General features: G+C 61.4%; 12 protein-coding genes. 8 read left to right on the forward strand and 4 right to left on the reverse strand.

Features of this window, described 5'->3' with window-relative positions:
* Window positions 1-184: 184 nt before the first annotated feature.
* Together NGJ21_RS20035 and ilvA are read left to right on the forward strand one after the other, a co-directional pair.
* Complete coding sequence (locus NGJ21_RS20035; protein ID WP_174141912.1) at window positions 185-616, forward strand: PACE efflux transporter; 432 nt, start codon at window positions 185-187, stop codon at window positions 614-616.
* Between the two features lie 184 nt (window positions 617-800).
* A complete protein-coding gene (gene ilvA / locus NGJ21_RS20040) occupies window positions 801-2,363 on the forward strand; it encodes a threonine ammonia-lyase, biosynthetic (protein WP_080952106.1) in 1,563 nt (520 codons plus the stop codon).
* A 96-nt stretch (window positions 2,364-2,459) separates the two neighbouring features.
* Here ilvA and NGJ21_RS20045 read toward each other — a convergent pair whose 3' ends face one another.
* The 3 genes from NGJ21_RS20045 to NGJ21_RS20055 all read right to left on the reverse strand — a co-directional run bounded on the left by NGJ21_RS20045 (window position 2,460) and on the right by NGJ21_RS20055 (window position 5,919).
* Window positions 2,460-3,647: a DUF8534 domain-containing protein gene (locus NGJ21_RS20045; protein ID WP_115274606.1), complete on the reverse strand. Its 1,188-nt coding sequence runs from the start codon at window positions 3,645-3,647 to the stop codon at window positions 2,460-2,462.
* A 51-nt stretch (window positions 3,648-3,698) separates the two neighbouring features.
* Window positions 3,699-4,178 carry a VOC family protein gene (locus NGJ21_RS20050; RefSeq protein WP_046785979.1) on the reverse strand — a complete coding sequence of 160 codons (480 nt, stop codon included), beginning with the start codon at window positions 4,176-4,178 and terminating at the stop codon, window positions 3,699-3,701.
* A 121-nt stretch (window positions 4,179-4,299) separates the two neighbouring features.
* Entirely contained in the window at window positions 4,300-5,919 is a 1,620-nt protein-coding gene (locus NGJ21_RS20055) for an NADP-dependent glyceraldehyde-3-phosphate dehydrogenase (RefSeq protein ID WP_046785980.1), read from the reverse strand.
* A 138-nt stretch (window positions 5,920-6,057) separates the two neighbouring features.
* On the opposite strand from NGJ21_RS20055, the gene NGJ21_RS20060 reads away from it, so the two are divergent.
* Window positions 6,058-7,659, forward strand: coding sequence for a putative bifunctional diguanylate cyclase/phosphodiesterase (locus tag NGJ21_RS20060; RefSeq protein ID WP_115274609.1), 1,602 nt, complete (start codon window positions 6,058-6,060; stop codon window positions 7,657-7,659).
* A gap of 6 nt (window positions 7,660-7,665) precedes the next feature.
* Here the strand turns inward: NGJ21_RS20060 and NGJ21_RS20065 are convergent, their stop codons facing one another.
* Window positions 7,666-11,454, reverse strand: a complete 3,789-nt coding sequence (locus tag NGJ21_RS20065; RefSeq protein WP_251962564.1) for a dermonecrotic toxin domain-containing protein — start codon at window positions 11,452-11,454, stop codon at window positions 7,666-7,668.
* A gap of 313 nt (window positions 11,455-11,767) precedes the next feature.
* Between NGJ21_RS20065 and NGJ21_RS20070 the strand changes: the two genes are divergently transcribed.
* The 5 genes from NGJ21_RS20070 (at window position 11,768) to NGJ21_RS20090 (ending at window position 16,627) form a co-directional block, all read left to right on the forward strand.
* Window positions 11,768-12,916, forward strand: a complete 1,149-nt coding sequence (locus NGJ21_RS20070; RefSeq protein WP_174141914.1) for a GNAT family N-acetyltransferase — start codon at window positions 11,768-11,770, stop codon at window positions 12,914-12,916.
* A 74-nt stretch (window positions 12,917-12,990) separates the two neighbouring features.
* On the forward strand, window positions 12,991-14,109 hold the full coding sequence (locus NGJ21_RS20075; protein ID WP_174141934.1) for a glycosyltransferase family 61 protein: 1,119 nt from the start codon (window positions 12,991-12,993) through the stop codon (window positions 14,107-14,109).
* A gap of 339 nt (window positions 14,110-14,448) precedes the next feature.
* Window positions 14,449-14,625: an EPS-associated small membrane protein EppA gene (gene eppA / locus NGJ21_RS20080; protein ID WP_251962565.1), complete on the forward strand. Its 177-nt coding sequence runs from the start codon at window positions 14,449-14,451 to the stop codon at window positions 14,623-14,625.
* Window positions 14,626-14,928: 303 nt separating this feature from the next.
* Window positions 14,929-15,486, forward strand: coding sequence for a polysaccharide biosynthesis/export family protein (locus NGJ21_RS20085; protein ID WP_119687157.1), 558 nt, complete (start codon window positions 14,929-14,931; stop codon window positions 15,484-15,486).
* Window positions 15,487-15,511: 25 nt separating this feature from the next.
* Entirely contained in the window at window positions 15,512-16,627 is a 1,116-nt protein-coding gene (locus tag NGJ21_RS20090) for a hypothetical protein (RefSeq protein WP_251962566.1), read from the forward strand.
* The last annotated feature ends 2 nt before the right edge of the window (window positions 16,628-16,629 follow it).

Raw genomic sequence — 16,629 nt, forward strand, 5'->3', positions numbered from 1 at the left:
TTGTTCCTCGTACGATTCCCTGGACGAAGGTGTACGACCTCGTGCCACTTGCAATGGGTAGATACAAGCAGTCAGGTGCCGGGTTGTCCAATGCACGGTTGTGCGTGGCCAGGCCAGGTATTCAGGCTTTTGCTTGCCAGCGGCTTCTAGTAACGTGGTAGGCCTTTTCGACAGGGAGCTGAAGATGCAAGGCAAGGCACGCAAGATCGTCCAGGCCATCCTCTACGAAGCCATCGCCGTGGCCTGTGTGGCGCCGGCACTGGAACTGGCGTTCGGTGCCGGCATGGCCCAGTCGACCGTGCTGTCAGTGTTGATGTCGGGCATTGCGATGAGCTGGAACATGGGCTTCAACTGGGCTTTCGAGCGCTGGGAGGCGCGCCAGCACCAGCGTGAACGTACCGTCATGCGCCGGCTGCTGCATGCCTTGGGCTTCGAAGGCGGGCTGGTGGTGATCCTGCTGCCGCTGGTGGCGTACTGGCTGGATGTCAGCCTGTGGGCAGCGTTGCTCACCAACATGGCGTTGTTCGTGTTCTTCTTCGTCTATGCCTTCGTGTTCCAGTGGGGTTTCGACAAGGTGTTCGATGTGCCGCTCTCGGCACAGCAAGCCAAGTGTTGACACGCCAAGGTACAGCGGGATAAGTTCCCACCCCATGAACACTTTCCCGCATGTGAACGCCATTATTATTACCGCCATTATCAGTTTGGCGGGCTAGCGCGTACGTGCACCGAACCCGCCCTGGAGGCGGGTTTCTACTCTTCGACTCCTGGGCAACGTGAAAACAGCCAAGGAGTTGCACCCGATGACCAGCCTCAACGTCAGCCCCCGTACCCCGCTTACCCCTCAGCAGCTGCTGTCGGAGCAGGTGCGGCGCATCTTGTCTGCGCCGGTGTACGACCTGGCCATCGAGACCCCATTGCAAGCGGCGCCGGCGTTGTCCGCCAGCCTGGGCAACCAGGTATTGCTCAAGCGCGAAGACCTGCAGCCCACGTTCTCGTTCAAGATCCGCGGTGCCTACACCCGGCTGGCGCGCCTGACCCCCGCTCAGCGCGAGCGTGGGGTGATCACCGCATCGGCAGGCAACCACGCCCAGGGTGTGGCGCTGGCGGCCTCCCATCTGGGCATCAAGGCGACCATCGTCATGCCGACCACCACGCCTTCGCTGAAAATCGAAGGTGTACGTTCGCGGGGTGGGCATGTGGTGCTGCACGGTGAAAGCTTCCCCCACGCCCTGGCCCATGCACTGACCCTGGCCGACAGCGAAGGCGCTACCTTCGTGCCACCTTACGATGACCCCGACGTGATCGCCGGGCAGGGCACGGTCGGCATGGAGATCCTCCGCCAGCAGCCGGGTGCGCTGGATGCCATCTTCGTGCCGGTCGGGGGCGGTGGCCTGGTGGCAGGGATCGCCGCGTACGTGAAGTACCTGCGCCCCGAGGTCAAGGTGATCGGTGTCGAGCCGGAAGACTCCAATTGCCTGCAGGCCGCCATGGTTGCGGGGGAGCGGGTTATCCTGCCGCAGGTAGGTACCTTCGCCGATGGCGTGGCGGTCGCCCAGGTCGGTGCGCACTGTTTTGAACTGTGCCGGCATTTCGTCGATGAGGTGGTGACCGTCAGCAGCGATGAGCTGTGTGCGGCAATCAAGGACATCTATGACGATACCCGTTCGATCACCGAGCCGTCCGGCGCGCTGGCGGTCGCTGGCATCAAGAAGTACGTGGCCCGCGAAGGCGCACGGGGGCAGACGCTGGTGGCGATCGACTCCGGTGCCAACGTCAACTTCGACCGCCTGCGCCATGTGGCCGAACGTGCCGAGCTGGGTGAGCAGCGCGAGGCGATCATTGCCGTGACCATCCCCGAGCAGCCAGGCAGCTTCCGGGCCTTCTGCCAGGCGCTGGGCAAGCGCCAGATCACCGAGTTCAACTATCGCTACTACCCCGGCAAGGAAGCGCGCCTGTTTGTCGGGGTGCAAACGCACCCGCTGCACGACCCCCGGGAGAAACTGCTGGCACACCTCGCCGAGCAGGGTTACAGCGTGCTCGACCTGACCGACAACGAGCTGGCCAAGCTGCATGTGCGCCATACCGTGGGTGGCCATGCGGCGCCGGGAGCCGATGAGCGGGTGCTGCGCTTCGAGTTCCCGGAGCGTCCGGGAGCGTTGTTGGGCTTCCTGGAGCGGCTGGGCAAGCGCTGGAACATCAGCCTGTTCCATTACCGCAACCACGGCGCGGCCGAAGCCCGGGTGTTTGCCGCGCTGGAGGTGCCCGAGGATGAGCAGGCAGGGCTGCCGCTGGCGCTGGATGAGATGGGCTATCGGTACTGGGATGAGACCGAGAATCCTGCTTACAAGCTGTTTCTTGGGTGATCGGGCGCTGTTGCGATCGAGCGCCGCGCGGGCCGCGCTCGATCGCAACAGCCCAGCAACATCCTGGCCATAGGCCGGCCCGCCTCGACTGCTAGCTCAGCGCTCGCGCATGAAGAACCCGGCCACAAACTTGCGGAATGTCTCCAGGCTCTTGAAATCGGCGTACCGCTTGAAATTCTCGGCATCCGGTTCCGGCCCGACCGGCTGCTCCAGCAGCGATACCGACAGCACGCGGTCCTGGTCGGAGGTCAGCACCAGTTCATCCATCACCTGGCCACCGATCACGGGCCTTCGCATCTGCACCTTGACCCCCTTGCTGGCCATCCAGTCGATCAACGACACCAAGGCCTTGAGCGGTTCACGTTCCTCGTCGCGGTAAACCGGGAACAGGTGAGCGCGCGACAACACTGGCACGCTGGCCACGTGGATCAGCTCGTAGAAGTGACTGCCTGCGCTGGTGGGCGAGTACAGGATCATCGCCAGCAGCGGCCCTGACACCCGGCTGCCACCCCAGTACAGGTGATGCCCCTGGAAGTCGAAGCCATCCTCACTGCGGTTGTTGAACAGCTTGCGCCCCTTGATCTGCTCGACGCAGTCGAGCAAAAGGCCATGGCGGCGATGGTTGCCGAATACGGTAGCTTCGCGCAGGCGGGCCTTGAGCATCATCATGTGCTTCATGTCCAGCCGGGTTTCAAGGTAGTTGCTGGCGGGCACGCGTTCGAGCAGGGGGTAACGGCTGGCGACACTGCGCAACTCGGCAAACTGCGCGGTGAGGTCCTTTTTCAAGTGCGTGGCATACAGGTTCAGGCCGCTGGTTTCGATCCAGGTCAGCAGCAGCGAGAGCAGGCGCTGCTGCTCTCGGCGTTCGTTGCCATCCTGGGCAGCGCCACTGTTTTCGCTGGCCTTGCGAAAATCACCGAGCAGGCGCAGTGGCGTGTCAGGGGCCAGCCAGGCGGCGGGCGGGGCGGGGTCTTGCTCGCGTTCGGCGGCCTCACGCTCGTCTTTGCTGAACGGGCAGCCGGGCGCATGCTCGGCGGTGCCGGGGTTGTTCTTGAGAAACAGTGTGCCGGTGTTGCCATTGAGGGTGACATTGAGCACCGGCAGGGCGTCCTTGCGGCAATCGCAGGCCAGCCACTGGTTGGCGCTGCGCACCTTCATCAGTAGCTGGTTGGCCTGTAACAGGCCGGGGCCAATGAGGGTGCCGGTGGCGAATGCCTGCAGCAGTTCCTCTTCGGCCGGGGTCAGGCTACGTACCTGCGCGGCGGTTTTGTCGATGATTCGCATGAAGCAGCTCCAAGCTACGAGCCACAAGCTTCAGGCAAAGTCGCGCCGCTTTCAACCAGTCGCTTGGTTGCCTGCGAACAGTTTGGCGGCGCGGGCGCGGATTTCGTCGGGGCTGAGGTCTTCTTTGTGGGTAGAGACGAACCACATGTTGCCGAACGGGTCTTTCAACGTGCCGCTGCGGTCGCCGTAGAACTGGTCCTTTACCTCATGCAACGGGGTGGCCCCGGCGGCAATGGCCTGGGCGTAGACCTTGTCACAGTCCTCCACGTACAAGTGCAGGCCAATGGCGACACCGCTGAGTGACTGGCTGGAGGTCAGGCCGCCCGCCATGTCGCAAGGGTCGGCGAGCATCAGCGACGAATCGCCGATCTTCAGCTCGGCGTGCCCTACGCGGCCGTCCGGGCCTTCGAGGCGGAACATTTCGACCGCGCCGAAGGCTTGCTTGTAGAAGTCGATGGCCTTGGCGGCATCCTTGATGCCCAAATACGGGGTAATGCTGTGCTGGCCTTCGGGAATGGGGCGGGCTGCCATGTTCGACACTCCTCTGAAATGAATGCGAAAGGGGCAGGTTGCGCCCCTGTTGCATAAAGTCGGTCAGGCAGCTCGAAAATCGACAGCTCAGGTAGATCGTTTGTCTATAAGCAGGGCCCGTTCAGAAGATGTAATCGGTGGTGAGGAAGGTCGACTGCCGATTACGGATGATCTCGCTGATCAGCTCCTTGTTGGCTTCCTGGAAGCGGGTCGCGACCAAGGTGCGTATCGAGAACACACGCAGGGCGTCATGCACCGACAAGGTACCCTCGGCGCTGTTCTTGCGACCATTGAAGGGGTAGGTGTCAGGGCCGCGCTGGCACTGGGCATTGAGGTTGATACGGCCCACCTGGTTGGCAAAGATGTCGACCAGGCTGCCGATGGTCTTGGGGTCGTTGCCGAACAGGCTCAACTGCTGGCCGAAGTCGGAATCGAGCACGTAGTCGATCACCGTCTGCAGGTCGCGGTAGGGCACCACCGGTACCACGGGGCCGAATTGCTCTTCGTGGTACACCCGCATGTCACCGGTTACCGGGTAGAGCAGGGCAGGGTAGAAGAACGAACCGCGACTGTTCCCGCCACCCTCGTTGACCACCCGCGCGCCTTTGGCCGTGGCATCGGCCACCAGGGCGTCGAGGTAATCGACCTTGCCCGGCTCCGGCAGCGGCGTCAGGGCCACATCCGGCTCCCAGGGCATGCCAGGCTTGAGCGCGGCGAGCTTGCGCTGGAACTTGTCGAGAAACGGTTCGACCACGTCTTCATGGACGAACAGGATTTTCAGTGCGGTGCAACGCTGGCCGTTGAACGACAGCGCGCCGGTGACCGCTTCTTCGACCGCATTGTCCAGGTCTACCTGGGGCAGCACGATGCCGGGGTTTTTGGCATCGAGCCCTAGCGCGGCGCGCAGGCGGTGCGGGCGCGGGTGGAGCTTTTTCAGGTCGCTGGCGGCCTTGTGCGTGCCAATGAAGGCGAACACGTCGACCTTGCCGCTGGCCATCAAGGCACTGACCGTTTCGCGGCCGCGGCCATAAATGACGTTGATCACCCCCGGCGGGAAGCTGTCACGGAACGCTTCGAGCAGCGGGCGAATCAACAGCACGCCGAATTTGGCCGGTTTGAACACCACGGTGTTGCCCATGATCAGCGCGGGGATCAACGTGGTGAAGGTTTCATTGAGCGGGTAGTTGTAAGGCCCCATGCACAAGGCCACGCCAAGCGGTGCGCGGCGGATCTGGCCGAGGGTGCCCTGTTCGAGTTCGAAGCGGCTGGAACGGCGGTCGAGGTCTTTCAGGGCGTTGATGGTGTCGACGATATAGTCGCAGGTGCGATCGAACTCCTTCTCGGAGTCCTTGAGGTTTTTGCCGATCTCCCACATCAGCAGCTTTACCACGGCCTGGCGCTGTTCGCGCATGCGCGCAAGGAAGGTTTCGACATGCTGGATGCGTTCGGCGACACGCATGTTCGGCCAGGCGCCGCGGCCTTTGTCATAGGCCTGCACGGCGGCGTCCAGTGCCGTCAGTGCCGTATCAGCATCGAGCAGCGGGGCGCTGCCGAGGATGACCTGTCGCTCGCCGTCACCTTCTTTTAGCCAAACCGGGCTGCGCACGGTGGCCAGCGGGCCGTCCCAGCGCCTCAGTTCGCCATTGACGAGGTAATCGCGTTGCTCCAGGGGTTCACCCAGCTGCCAAGGCGTGGGGACATCCCCGGCAGCAGGGAACAGCGAATCGAGCAGGTGGTCCATGTGTACTGCACCTCACAAGTCTGGGTAGGTGAATCGCTTCAGCTTCGAGGATGCACCCGGCGAAAGAAAAATACCAGTCTGGCTCAATATTGCCCGCAGTGCGCCGATACATAAGCAATCGAGCGCATACGAAGGCCTATGACCCCGTCCAATACCCCACTACCTGATGAACCGCCGCCCACCGGCCAGCTGCGCCGCTTCCTTGGCAGCCTGATGCCGGTGGGCTTTGCCCTGGCCGGGATCGCCCTGTCGGTGCTGCTGGGCCATCTGGACGTGCAGCGCCAGCCTGACGGCCTGATGGCCAGCCCTCTGGTCTCGCCGCTGCTCTGGTTCGCCCTGGCCTGTACGGGCTTGACCAGCCTGTTCCTGGCCCTGATCAACCGCAAGCAACGCCAGTTGCAGCAACGCAATCGAGAACTGCGCAGCTCCCAGGCGCAACTTGAGCGGCTGGCCCACTACGACACCATCACCGGCTTGCCCAACCGCGTGTTGTTCCAGCAGCAACTGGCCGATGCCATTCTCAAGGGCGATGGTCTGGCTGTGTTGATGCTGGACATCGATGGCTTCAAGCAGGTGAACGACAGCCTCGGCCATGCCATGGGCGACCTGTTGCTGCAGCAAGCCACCGCGCGTTTTTTGCAGGAGCTGGACGCGCCTGACCGGGTGTGCCGCCTTGGCGGCGACGAGTTCGTTTTCATGTTGCGCGGCACCCAGGGCCAGGTGAGCCACCAGGTGGCTCACCTGCTGCGCTGCCTGCAACGCCCGTTCGATCTCAATGGCAGTACCGCACTGGTGACCGGCAGTATCGGCCTGGCCAGGTGCCCCCAGCACGGTGAGGATGTCGGCAGCCTGCTGCGTCACGCCGATACGGCGATGTATGCAGCCAAGGAAAGCGGGCGCAACGCCTGGCGCCCCTACCACACCGACATGACTGCCCGCCTGCAGCAGCGCCTGGAGCTTGAGCGCAACCTGCGCCGTGCCTTGCAGGCGAACGAGTTCGAGCTGTGGTATCAACCCAAGGTCGACCTGTTCAGCGGCTGCCTGCAGGGTGTCGAAGCATTGCTGCGCTGGCGGGACCCTGTTCATGGCCTGGTGTCACCGGCCGAGTTCATCCCGCTGGCAGAGCGCACGGGCCTGATCATTCCGCTGGGTGAGCGCGTGTTGGCGCTGGCTTGCGCGCAGATGGCCGCCTGGCGCGACGAGGACCGCGTACCCGGGCCAATGGCGATCAACGTGGCGGCGCTGCAGATCGAGCGCAGCGACTATGTCTCCAGCCTGGCCCAGGCGCTGGAGTGTCATGGCCTGGCGCCGAGCCTGCTGGAAGTGGAAATCACCGAAAGTCTGCTGATGGAAAGCCAGCAACAGGCCTGTGAGGTACTGGCCCAATTACAGGCCATGGGCGTGACCACGGCGGTGGACGACTTCGGCACGGGTTATTCGTCACTGGCTTATTTGCGAGCGCTGCCGATCGATCACCTGAAGATCGACCGTGCGTTCATCAAAGACCTGCCGGACGATGACGATGCAGTGGCCGTGGCCCGGGCCATCATCGACCTGGGCCATGCGTTAGGCTTCCGGATCACTGCCGAGGGCATTGAAACCCAGGAACAGTATGACTTCTTGCGCAACGCCGGTTGCGACCAGGGGCAGGGCTATCTGCTGGCCCGGCCAATGCCGGCGGCGGACCTTGCGCGCTGGCTGGCGACCCGTGCCGAGCGGGGCCGCCAGGGCAGTGCCTGAAGCGGCTCAGAGATCCAGCAGCAAGGTAGCCGGCGAGTCTAGCGCCAGATCGCGAAAAGCGGGGTCTGCATCCATGCGTTCGAGGCAGCGCCACAGTGCCTCCAGGCCTGCATCGAAGTCATCGAAATCGGCGATGTCCTCGATCAGCTGGCGCAGCTCTCGCCGGTAGTGCAACGGCACGCGCGCCCACAAGCGCAGTCGCTGTGCGCTGGCATTGGCCAACAGCGGCTGGTAGTCGATATCGGATACCAGAAGGTCAGCTCCATGAAGCTGGAAATAATCCTCAATCTGCTCGCGAATGGGCAGCCCTAGCGCCGGGCTTTCCAGGGCCAAGGCATTGGCGCTGGCCGCGGGCAGGGTGAACCCCTGTGGAAGGCGCTGGAACTGGTTCTCGGACAGGTCGATGATCAATACCGACTCCAGTCGTTGAAGGCCTTGTGGGAGTTCGGTCAAGCCGCAGTTGACCATGAACACCGAGCCGAGCCCTGGAAGGTTCTGCAGGTTCGGCGCGTGGAGCAACGGGTTCTCGGAGAGATCCAGCACCCTCAACCCGTCCAGTCGTTCCAGTGCTGCCTGTGAGCGTGCGTCCCAGCTGATGCGGTTATGTTCAAGGTCAAGCCATTGCAGGTTGCCAGGTACCCGAACCTCTGGAACCGCGGCGAAGCGACAACGGCTCAAGGTCAGGCGCTGCAGTTCGGGCAGGCACTGCAGCCATTGTGCGGGCAACTCGCTCAGTGCGCTGTTACCGCTGAGGTCAAGGTCCGCGACGTGGTTAAAACCTGCTGGCAGCGTGAGGGTAGCCAAGTCGCTGTTTTCCAGTTCGAAGTTTTTCAGGTCCAGGGAGTGGATGCGTTGGCCGGTGGACAGCACACGTATCGAATTTTGCTGCCAGGCGTTGAGAATCCTGCGCACGGCGGGCTGGCGGCGGGGAACGGCCGTTGCCCATCGATCGAGGTCGGTGCGCAACTGTCTCAAGGTGTCTTCACGAATGCGCAATTCTGTCTCTGCAGAGCGCATCGTGTTACGCCAGTCTACCTGTAAGCGCTCGGCCTGCTCTTGGGTGATGCTGGGGTAGAGCCTGCGCAAGCGCGCCGGCACGCTTTGGTTGAAGAACGGCGAGGCGGGTGCCAGTGGAGTGACAGGTGCGCCACCGCGCAACCTGTGACGCGGGGGAGGGCGCTTGGCCTGTGGCCCCCAGAGGCGCATCGGCCACTTGCGCCGCTCGGCAGCGGCCAGGCGCTGCGTGCGCTCGCCCAGCGCGCCAGCACTGCCCCACGCGCGCTTGAGGTTTGGTGGCGCTGCGGCGTACAGCGCCTGGTACGCATCGGCATGCACTGGCCTGGCAACCGGGCGTTCGCCATTGAAGACCTCGTAGCCTTGACCCGACCTGAGCAACAGGCAACGCTCGCTGGCCTGTTCGTCGCCGATGGCTGCCAGCACGGTGCCCTCTGGCGTGGCCTCGCGGATCTCAACGCGCAAGTGCTGTGGCCAGCCGGAGTACCGTTGCATGCAGGCGAGCAGCAAGCGTTCGCTGTCGCGGTTGGCCAGGCGCGGCTGATACAGGCCTTCCAGGGCACGGACCAATGGCAGATCCCGGGTGATCTGTTCGGCTTCCATGTGCAGCCAGGCCGGTAACGTTCCTTGCGCTTGCCAATTGGCCAACGCCTCCGGTGAGAGCCGAGCCAGCAGACGCCTGGCAAGCGGTGGGGTCAATGGCGCGTAGGTATCGCACATCCGCTGCTCGGCGGCGCTTGCCGTACGGCCGTAAATACGCGTCAGTGCTGCGCCGTCCAGCTCGGGCATTTGCTTCGCCAGCGTAAAACGCTCCAGCGTATCGGCAAGCAGTGCAGGGGTGGCTTCACCGGCCAGGTGTACTGCCTGCAAACGTGCCCGGTTCACACCACTGATGACCATGGCCTGTTGCAGTTGCGCATCGTCCAGTGCATCCACAGGCAAGCCCAGGCGGCGCACGCACTGGCTGTCGGCCCAGTCCTGAGGTGCCTCGTGTTCCGCGCGCCAGGCGCCTTCGCCGTTGTGTTCCAGCAGCGGCCGGTAGGCCTCGTGGTCACTGGGGTGGACGATCCTCCAGCGTTGGTCGGTGCCGTCCAGGGCAATTTCATAGTGTTGGCCATCCAGGCGGATGAATTGTCTGCCCTGGTGGGTTCGCAACCCTTGCGGGTTGGCTTCAAGTTCTGCAGGTAACTGCACGTTGCTCGCATAGCCCTTCAGGTCTGCACGCCAGAGCCGTCGGCTGCCGTCCCGCAGTTTCACCGGTTCAAGGCTTTCCATCAGCGCGCTGTTGAACAGCCTGGGCAGCACCTTGCCTGCTGCATGCAAACCGCCGATCGCAGCAAGGTTCAGGCCTACCGCCTCAATGTGCTGCAAGGCCAGGTGGCGGTCGCCTATGCTCCAAGCCTGGTAACCGTCGATCACCTCCCCAAGCAACTGGCAGGCGATTACCCCTGTCAACAGGGTGCCAACCCCGGGTATGAAGAAACCTGCAACCATCAGTGCGTCCAGCCCCATGCTTTGCCACTGGGCGATGCGCCGTTGGTGCGCTTGCCTGTCGACCTCTGCGGTAGGCACTGCCACGGCTGCGGCCTCGGCCTTCAGGCGTGCCACATGATCGCCATAGAGGAAAGCCAGCAGTGGCGCCTCGATGGGGGCAAGGGCCAGGTGCAGGTCGGCGCCCTCGCGCATCGACCACCGTTGATCTGCGGGGCTGTTACCTGCGGCGTCGAGGTTCTGGTGCAACAGGTCGAGGAAACGATAGCACTGCAACGATGAGACGTATCGCTGGAAACCCCGTCGGTAATCCGCTTGCAGCAAGTGGGTGGCGAGATGTGCATGCACGCCGGCAAGGCCGGGAAACTGCAGCAGGCGCTGCTCATCACCGGGCAGGTACACCAACAAACCCGCCGTGCCGGCGTCGATGATCAGCACTTCGTGCAGCGCGATGCCGAACAGCGATGGCTGCCAGCAGCGTACGGGGGCCTGTGCCAGCAGTTGTTCAATGACATCACGGCCGGCGCCGGTAATGGTGTGGCGCAGCAAGGCCATGTCGGCGGCAAGGCGCAGGCGGTCACGCAGGGTCGTCATGAAGGCCGCGCGTACCGGGCTTGAGGGCGTTTCGAAGATCGCCTGCAGGTGTTCCTGATAACGCTGCCCAATGTCCAGGTCCCGACAACTGCGGGCGTAGCCGCTGGGAGCAAGCGGCAGCGGGTCGATACGGTATGACTCGGACGGCAGGTCGATATCGACCAGCGTTTCGCTGTCGCCCAACGTGGTCTGGCCGACGACCGTGGTGGCTTCAAACTGCGCATCACCGTCCAGTACCAGGGCGCTGTCGTGGCTGAACGTGGGCTGCTCTTCGAAGTTGTGCAGGGCGGCTTCGAGCAGGCTGGTCGCTTTGTGGCCGGTGACGTAGGTGCCGAAACTGAACCTGTGTTGAATATGGATGAGCTGGGTACTGCGCAGCGGCACCGACAGTTGGTGCTCGGCCTTCAGTCGTTGCTCGAGCAAGGCTTCGGCGAATTCAGCAACGTTCTGCAGGCCCGCCATGGCGCGCGCCAGTTGGTACTGCGAGTCGTCCAGGCGGCGCTGGCTGGCAAGCACTGCTTCGCGCAGATCGGGTGCAGCATTGGCGAACCATGGCGCTTGACCCTCCAGGCCTTGCTCGGGCTGCACGCTCTCGCGCAAGCGCCGCCAGTGCTCAGGTTGCATCGTTCTGGCCCAGGCCGGTAGCTGTTCCTGGATCAGTTGCTGATGAGGGTTTTGAAGGGCGAAATCAGTCATCGTCGGTACCTGCATGAGAGAAAGAGCCGATAGCAGGCGCCGTTTGCATCGTAGCGGTGAGGTAGTTAATTACCCATTGCAACAATCAATGACCCAACGCGTACAGGAAAGAAAATTGACGTCATGAAATGAAGGCAGGCGATTGCAAAACGCCGCTTGCTAATACGCGAGCTTGCATCTTAAATTGTTACTGAATGTTAGGCCGGCAAGGGGCAATGTTGTCGGATTATCAGTCGCTTACGTCATTGTCTCGAGCAATAACCCGCTTCTCTTCCGATAAGGCCGTTTGAATTCAAAGGACGTCGAAGAAGAAATGAAAGCGCACATGATGGCCATAGCTCGAAAACTCATCTCACCTTCGCTGCGTTACGAGATCAGAACCGTATCAAACGTGTTACGCGACATGCTTGGGCGGGCGTGCTTCTGGCATTGGGAGGTCGCCCGGTTCAGGCTGCAGCAGCAAAGCCCCTACGAAATTCTCTACATCGGCAGGAAGCAACAGCGCGAAATGGCCAAGCTGTTGATAGGCGGCAAAGCGCAACAGCAGGCACCAGCACCCGAGGGCCCGGCGGGCAGCGTGCCCAGCCGCGTAGTAGTCAGTGAGTTACCCACCCTCGGGGCACTGTCCGTACCGCACTACCTGAGTGCCGTCGTACCGCTTGGGCGCTCGCTGGACGATATCACCGCGCGCTATGACAGTGAGTTGCGCCGCAGTATCCGCAAGAACCGACCGCTGTACCAGATGAGGCAAACGCTCTCGGATGACGAAATTGCCATGGCCGACCGTGACCTGCTTCGGCCTTATGCCAGCGCACGGCAAGGGATTCATGCGGCACAGTTTCCCACCGAGGAGGTGTTTCGTTTGGCCAAGGGGGTAGGCCGCCTGGACTTGATCACCTTGGATGGCGAGGTGGTGGCCTGTCACCTGGGTTGTGAGATAACCCGGGCTGGCAAGCGCTACTGGAGCACCTTGCGTTTCGGTTACTGCGAAGCCGTGTTTTCCGATGCCAAGAAACTGCGTGAGGTCAACTCCATCACCACCTACCTGGCGTTGGAGTGGGCCTTGGCCAATGGCTACGACTATTACGACATCGGTCTTTGTCTGGCGCGCCCGGATGACGGGTTACTGAAGTGGAAGCGGCGGCGCGGGGGTGATATCGACTCGCTGGGCAACCACGCTTACATGTTCATCCGTCTACCCAAGACGGGAGTGGCCCAGTTTCTTTGGGACACGCCGCTGTTTGCGGTCGAGGGCAACAAGTTGACGCTGCACCTGGGTTTACCGGAAGGGTCCAGTGATGAAGCGCTTGCAAGCCGCTACCACGAAATGGTGTTTGGCGGCCTGCACAAGATATACCTCTATGGCAATAGAAGTTCGGGTGAGTTGTTTTTCGAGAACTTGCGCGAACGGTATGCCAACTTGAAATCACCGCCCACGATGGAAAGGGTGTTGTCCAACTAACTTAGCGTCAGGGCCGGCCTGGATAAGGACGTCGCTTGCGAGCTTTTTGGCGTTCTTATCATAGGGGGCTTGCCATGGGTAGTAATATTTCTGAGTTCAATTCAACGCTGATTACCAGCGAAACTGTCTGGACACTGGCCGCCTACAAACACATGGCCAGAAAGCGGCTTGCCCGTAAAGCCGATATCGACATAAAAAGTCGGGCGGTTAAAACCTGGGACATCGCGCCCGGCGAAACCACCGTCTCTCCACCGGCGTATTTCTTGCCCAACCAGCTGGAACGCGTGACCGGTTGGGAGGCCAAGCGTTTTTTTCCCCATGTACACCCCGCGCTCACCATGGAAGGCGGTATCCGTGCGCATCAAGGCCCGACGCGCGGCTACCTGCTAAAGGATGTCTGGCTGATTGACGGGGCGTTATACAAAGACGACGCCAGCCATTGGCTGTCGTTGAAGCCCAGCACTTTCCCGCGGGTAACGGTGGACTACGAGATAGAGCGGGGTGCTGTGTATTGCACGCAAAACGGCAACACTTGGTTTGGTACCTGGTTGATGGAAGATTGCCCGACCTACGCACTGGCCTGCAACGAGGGCATCCCTGTTACCACGGCACCATCGGCCAGGTTTCCATTGTTTACCCAGGCCCCCGGCTATGAGGCGTGGCTGGACATGCAACCCTTGCGCTTGCGCAGCGCATTTTTCAAGGAGCTGGTGCTGTTCGACGACGTGAGCAACAACCGCAGCCGGCATCAGCGCTACCGTGCCATGGGCGACAAGTTGCTGTCGCATGTGGACCCTGTAACGCACCCTGGCGTGTTCATTCTGCGCGGCTGTGAAGGCCAATTGCGCTTGATGCGCAACGAACTTGAGGTCGCCGAACACTTGCGCAAGTACCGTGGCTTTCGCGTGATCGACCCACTCAGGTGCGATGTGCCGACCATCGTCGCGGCATGCGCGGGGGCCAGGACGGTGATTGGCGTGGAAGGCAGCCAGCTGGTTCACGGCGTCAATGTGCTGCGTTCAGGCGGCTCGCTGCTGGCGCTGCAGCCGCCTAACCGCTTCGTCAGCTACTACAAGTACCTGACGGACCGTGACCATCAGCATTTTGGCTTCGTCGTCGGCACGCCGCAGGGTGATGGCTTCACGATCGATATTGATGAGGTCGAACGTACCCTCGATCTTTTTCCGTCATAAGCGTGACGCTAAGCGCAATGATTCTCACTGTTTCTCGCCTATGAAACACATCGTTCAAGTCGTGCCCCGGTTCGACTACCCGCATGCTGGCCAGGGTGGGGCGCTGATGACAGTTTATTTTTTATGGCATATCAATGAGTTGCTAGAAGCACGAGCGGGTGAAAAGTGCCTGCATCTTCTGCATGTCGATAATTTGACGAGTCGAGGGGCAGTCGATTGAGATTTATTATGGTGTCGGAACGTTGACGTAATGGCATCGTGCCCATAAGCTCCAATCAACAGCGATTCATTCCTCCGCCAAAAACCCATAATAAATTTTCCTCTTCGTAGGAGGGGACCATGCGCTCAACACTGTTCATCAAATCCATCTTTCTGTTGGTGTTATTGAGTGGTGCGGCACGGGCGGCTGATTCTTATATGAGCCAGGCAAATATTGTTCCCTTGGCAACGGCAGGCCGGGTTTTTGCGTTTGCGGTGATCGGCTTTGTCGCAGTTGCCAACAGAAAGAAAATTTGAGGACGCTGTTGTTACCATTACGATCAACTAAACCGTACTGCCAGTGAATTGACGCTAAATAATGGATGTTTGCGTCGAAGACGGGATTAGCCGCTTGTCAATTTTACAGCTGTTGCTATATTCCAGTAGCTGACGCCCCAGACGCAAATTGGCAGTGGCAGGCGAAGCGGCATTGCGGTAAAGGGCCTCCTGGATGCTTGAGGCCGTCGCAGCGCTGTAACGGCTGCGAAGTGGAGCGAGAGGTTTAGTGTCGTTCTCATTCAGTGCTCTTGAACCTGGGCCGCAAGGCCGGAGGGATCCCTCATGGCGCGTTTGCTGATTTCCATCTTTTGCGTATTCGTGACTTGGTCCGGCACCAGCGTGGCCGATCAAGGCAACCCGGCGTACCTGCTCAGCCCCGGTGACAGGGTGCTGATTTCGGTCTGGCAAGAGGACACCCTTCGCCAGGAAACCGTCGTACTACCCGATGGCAGCATCACCTTCCCCCTGGCAGGTCGAATCGATGTGGCCGGGCTGGACGTCACAGCGGTTGCCGACAAGGTCACTGCCGGCCTCAAACCCTACCTGGCAGATCCTAATGTAAGCGTCGTTGTCACGGGTACGGCGGGCAACCTTGTGTATGTGCAAGGCAAGGTCATCAAGCCAGGCCCGGTGCCCATGGCAGGCCCTACGGCGGTGCTTCAGGCGCTGAGCATGTCGGGTGGAATGGACAAATTCGCCGACGAAAGTGCCATCAAGGTCATCCGCGGCAGCGGCCCTTCACAAAAGGTATTGCCGGTGCGCTACAAGGATCTGGTTTCCGGGCGCGACATGTCCACCAACTTCCAACTTCAGGCTGGCGATACGCTGGTCGTACCTTGACCCTACCAATATATAAGAATCTCTAGTGCCTATTTTCCGACCAACGAATATTGCGACGGCAATCATGATGTTGCCGTTGTCTGGGGTGGTTCACGCCGCCATTTGGCAGTCTTCAGTCGTGGTGCCCACGTCTGTCGAGTACGACAGCAACCCATTGCTCCTGACGTCCGAGGAGAAAGGTGTGACGCGTACCATCATTGCGCCCGACTACAGCCTGATCGGTCAGTTCGACCGCGACCAGTTGCGCCTGGGCCTGGGTGTCAACGTGCTGCGCTCATCCGACCGGTCGATCGTCGATGACCGTGAAGACCCCAAAGTGAGCCTGGGGTGGCAGCGCGAGACCGAGACCGGTGGCTTAGGTTTGCTGGCGCGCTATGAGGAGAGTTCCACACTGTCCGGTGCTGTGCAGGACACCGGCGTGGTCACCACCGACGGCACGCAGGAGATGTCCACGCTCGAGGCCAACTGGAGCAGCGCGGTGACCGAGCGCAGCACGCTGGCCAACGTCCTTACCTATTCGCATGCCCGTTATGACATCAGTTCGCTGACCGGTTACGACGAGCTGTACAACACATCGACATGGACCTACGCCTGGAGCGAGCGCACCGACATCATCACCGGTTTCGACGCCAGGCGTTATGAACCGCAGGACGATACCACCGCGGTGTCCTCCAACAGCTACAGCCCGAATATCGGTGTCAGGCACCGGTTTTCCGAACGGTTTGAAGGCGAGATGCATATCGGCGTGAACAAGACCACGGGTTCTGGCGGCGGGCGCCGCGGTGAAGGTGGCATGTCGCTGTTCTACCGAGGCGATCGTGCCGATGCCACCTTCAGCGCTGAGCGCAGCACCGTTGCCAACGCCGAGGGCGGCTTTGCCGAACTCGATATGGTACGCGGCAGTTGGAGCTACCTGGTCACCGAGGTCGACCGCGTGGGCGTCGATGCGTCCTGGCAGGACAGCAAAGGGGTCTCGCCAAACACGTTACAAACGTATGGCATCTGGGCAAGCCGCGCATTTTCACCGGCCTGGGACCTGCGTTTCTCGTTGATGTACAAGCAGCGCCAGCAAGACGGCTTGCCCGATGCTGACGCGACCATTGCCGGATTGACGCTGACGTACAGATATCCCGACATCTGACT

The organism is Pseudomonas sp. Marseille-Q5299, assembly GCF_943737035.1.
GTDB classification, from domain to species: Bacteria; Pseudomonadota; Gammaproteobacteria; order Pseudomonadales; family Pseudomonadaceae; genus Aquipseudomonas; species Aquipseudomonas putida_E.

Coding starts and splice junctions, on each gene's coding strand:
- eppA (WP_251962565.1), top strand. CDS start 14,449: ATGCGCTCAACACTGTTCATCAAATCCATCTTTCTGTTGGTGTTATTG.
- NGJ21_RS20055 (WP_046785980.1), bottom strand. CDS start 5,919: ATGGACCACCTGCTCGATTCGCTGTTCCCTGCTGCCGGGGATGTCCCC.
- NGJ21_RS20050 (WP_046785979.1), bottom strand. CDS start 4,178: ATGGCAGCCCGCCCCATTCCCGAAGGCCAGCACAGCATTACCCCGTAT.
- NGJ21_RS20085 (WP_119687157.1), top strand. CDS start 14,929: ATGGCGCGTTTGCTGATTTCCATCTTTTGCGTATTCGTGACTTGGTCC.
- NGJ21_RS20035 (WP_174141912.1), top strand. CDS start 185: ATGCAAGGCAAGGCACGCAAGATCGTCCAGGCCATCCTCTACGAAGCC.
- NGJ21_RS20075 (WP_174141934.1), top strand. CDS start 12,991: ATGGGTAGTAATATTTCTGAGTTCAATTCAACGCTGATTACCAGCGAA.
- NGJ21_RS20045 (WP_115274606.1), bottom strand. CDS start 3,647: ATGCGAATCATCGACAAAACCGCCGCGCAGGTACGTAGCCTGACCCCG.
- ilvA (WP_080952106.1), top strand. CDS start 801: ATGACCAGCCTCAACGTCAGCCCCCGTACCCCGCTTACCCCTCAGCAG.
- NGJ21_RS20070 (WP_174141914.1), top strand. CDS start 11,768: ATGAAAGCGCACATGATGGCCATAGCTCGAAAACTCATCTCACCTTCG.
- NGJ21_RS20065 (WP_251962564.1), bottom strand. CDS start 11,454: ATGACTGATTTCGCCCTTCAAAACCCTCATCAGCAACTGATCCAGGAA.
- NGJ21_RS20060 (WP_115274609.1), top strand. CDS start 6,058: ATGACCCCGTCCAATACCCCACTACCTGATGAACCGCCGCCCACCGGC.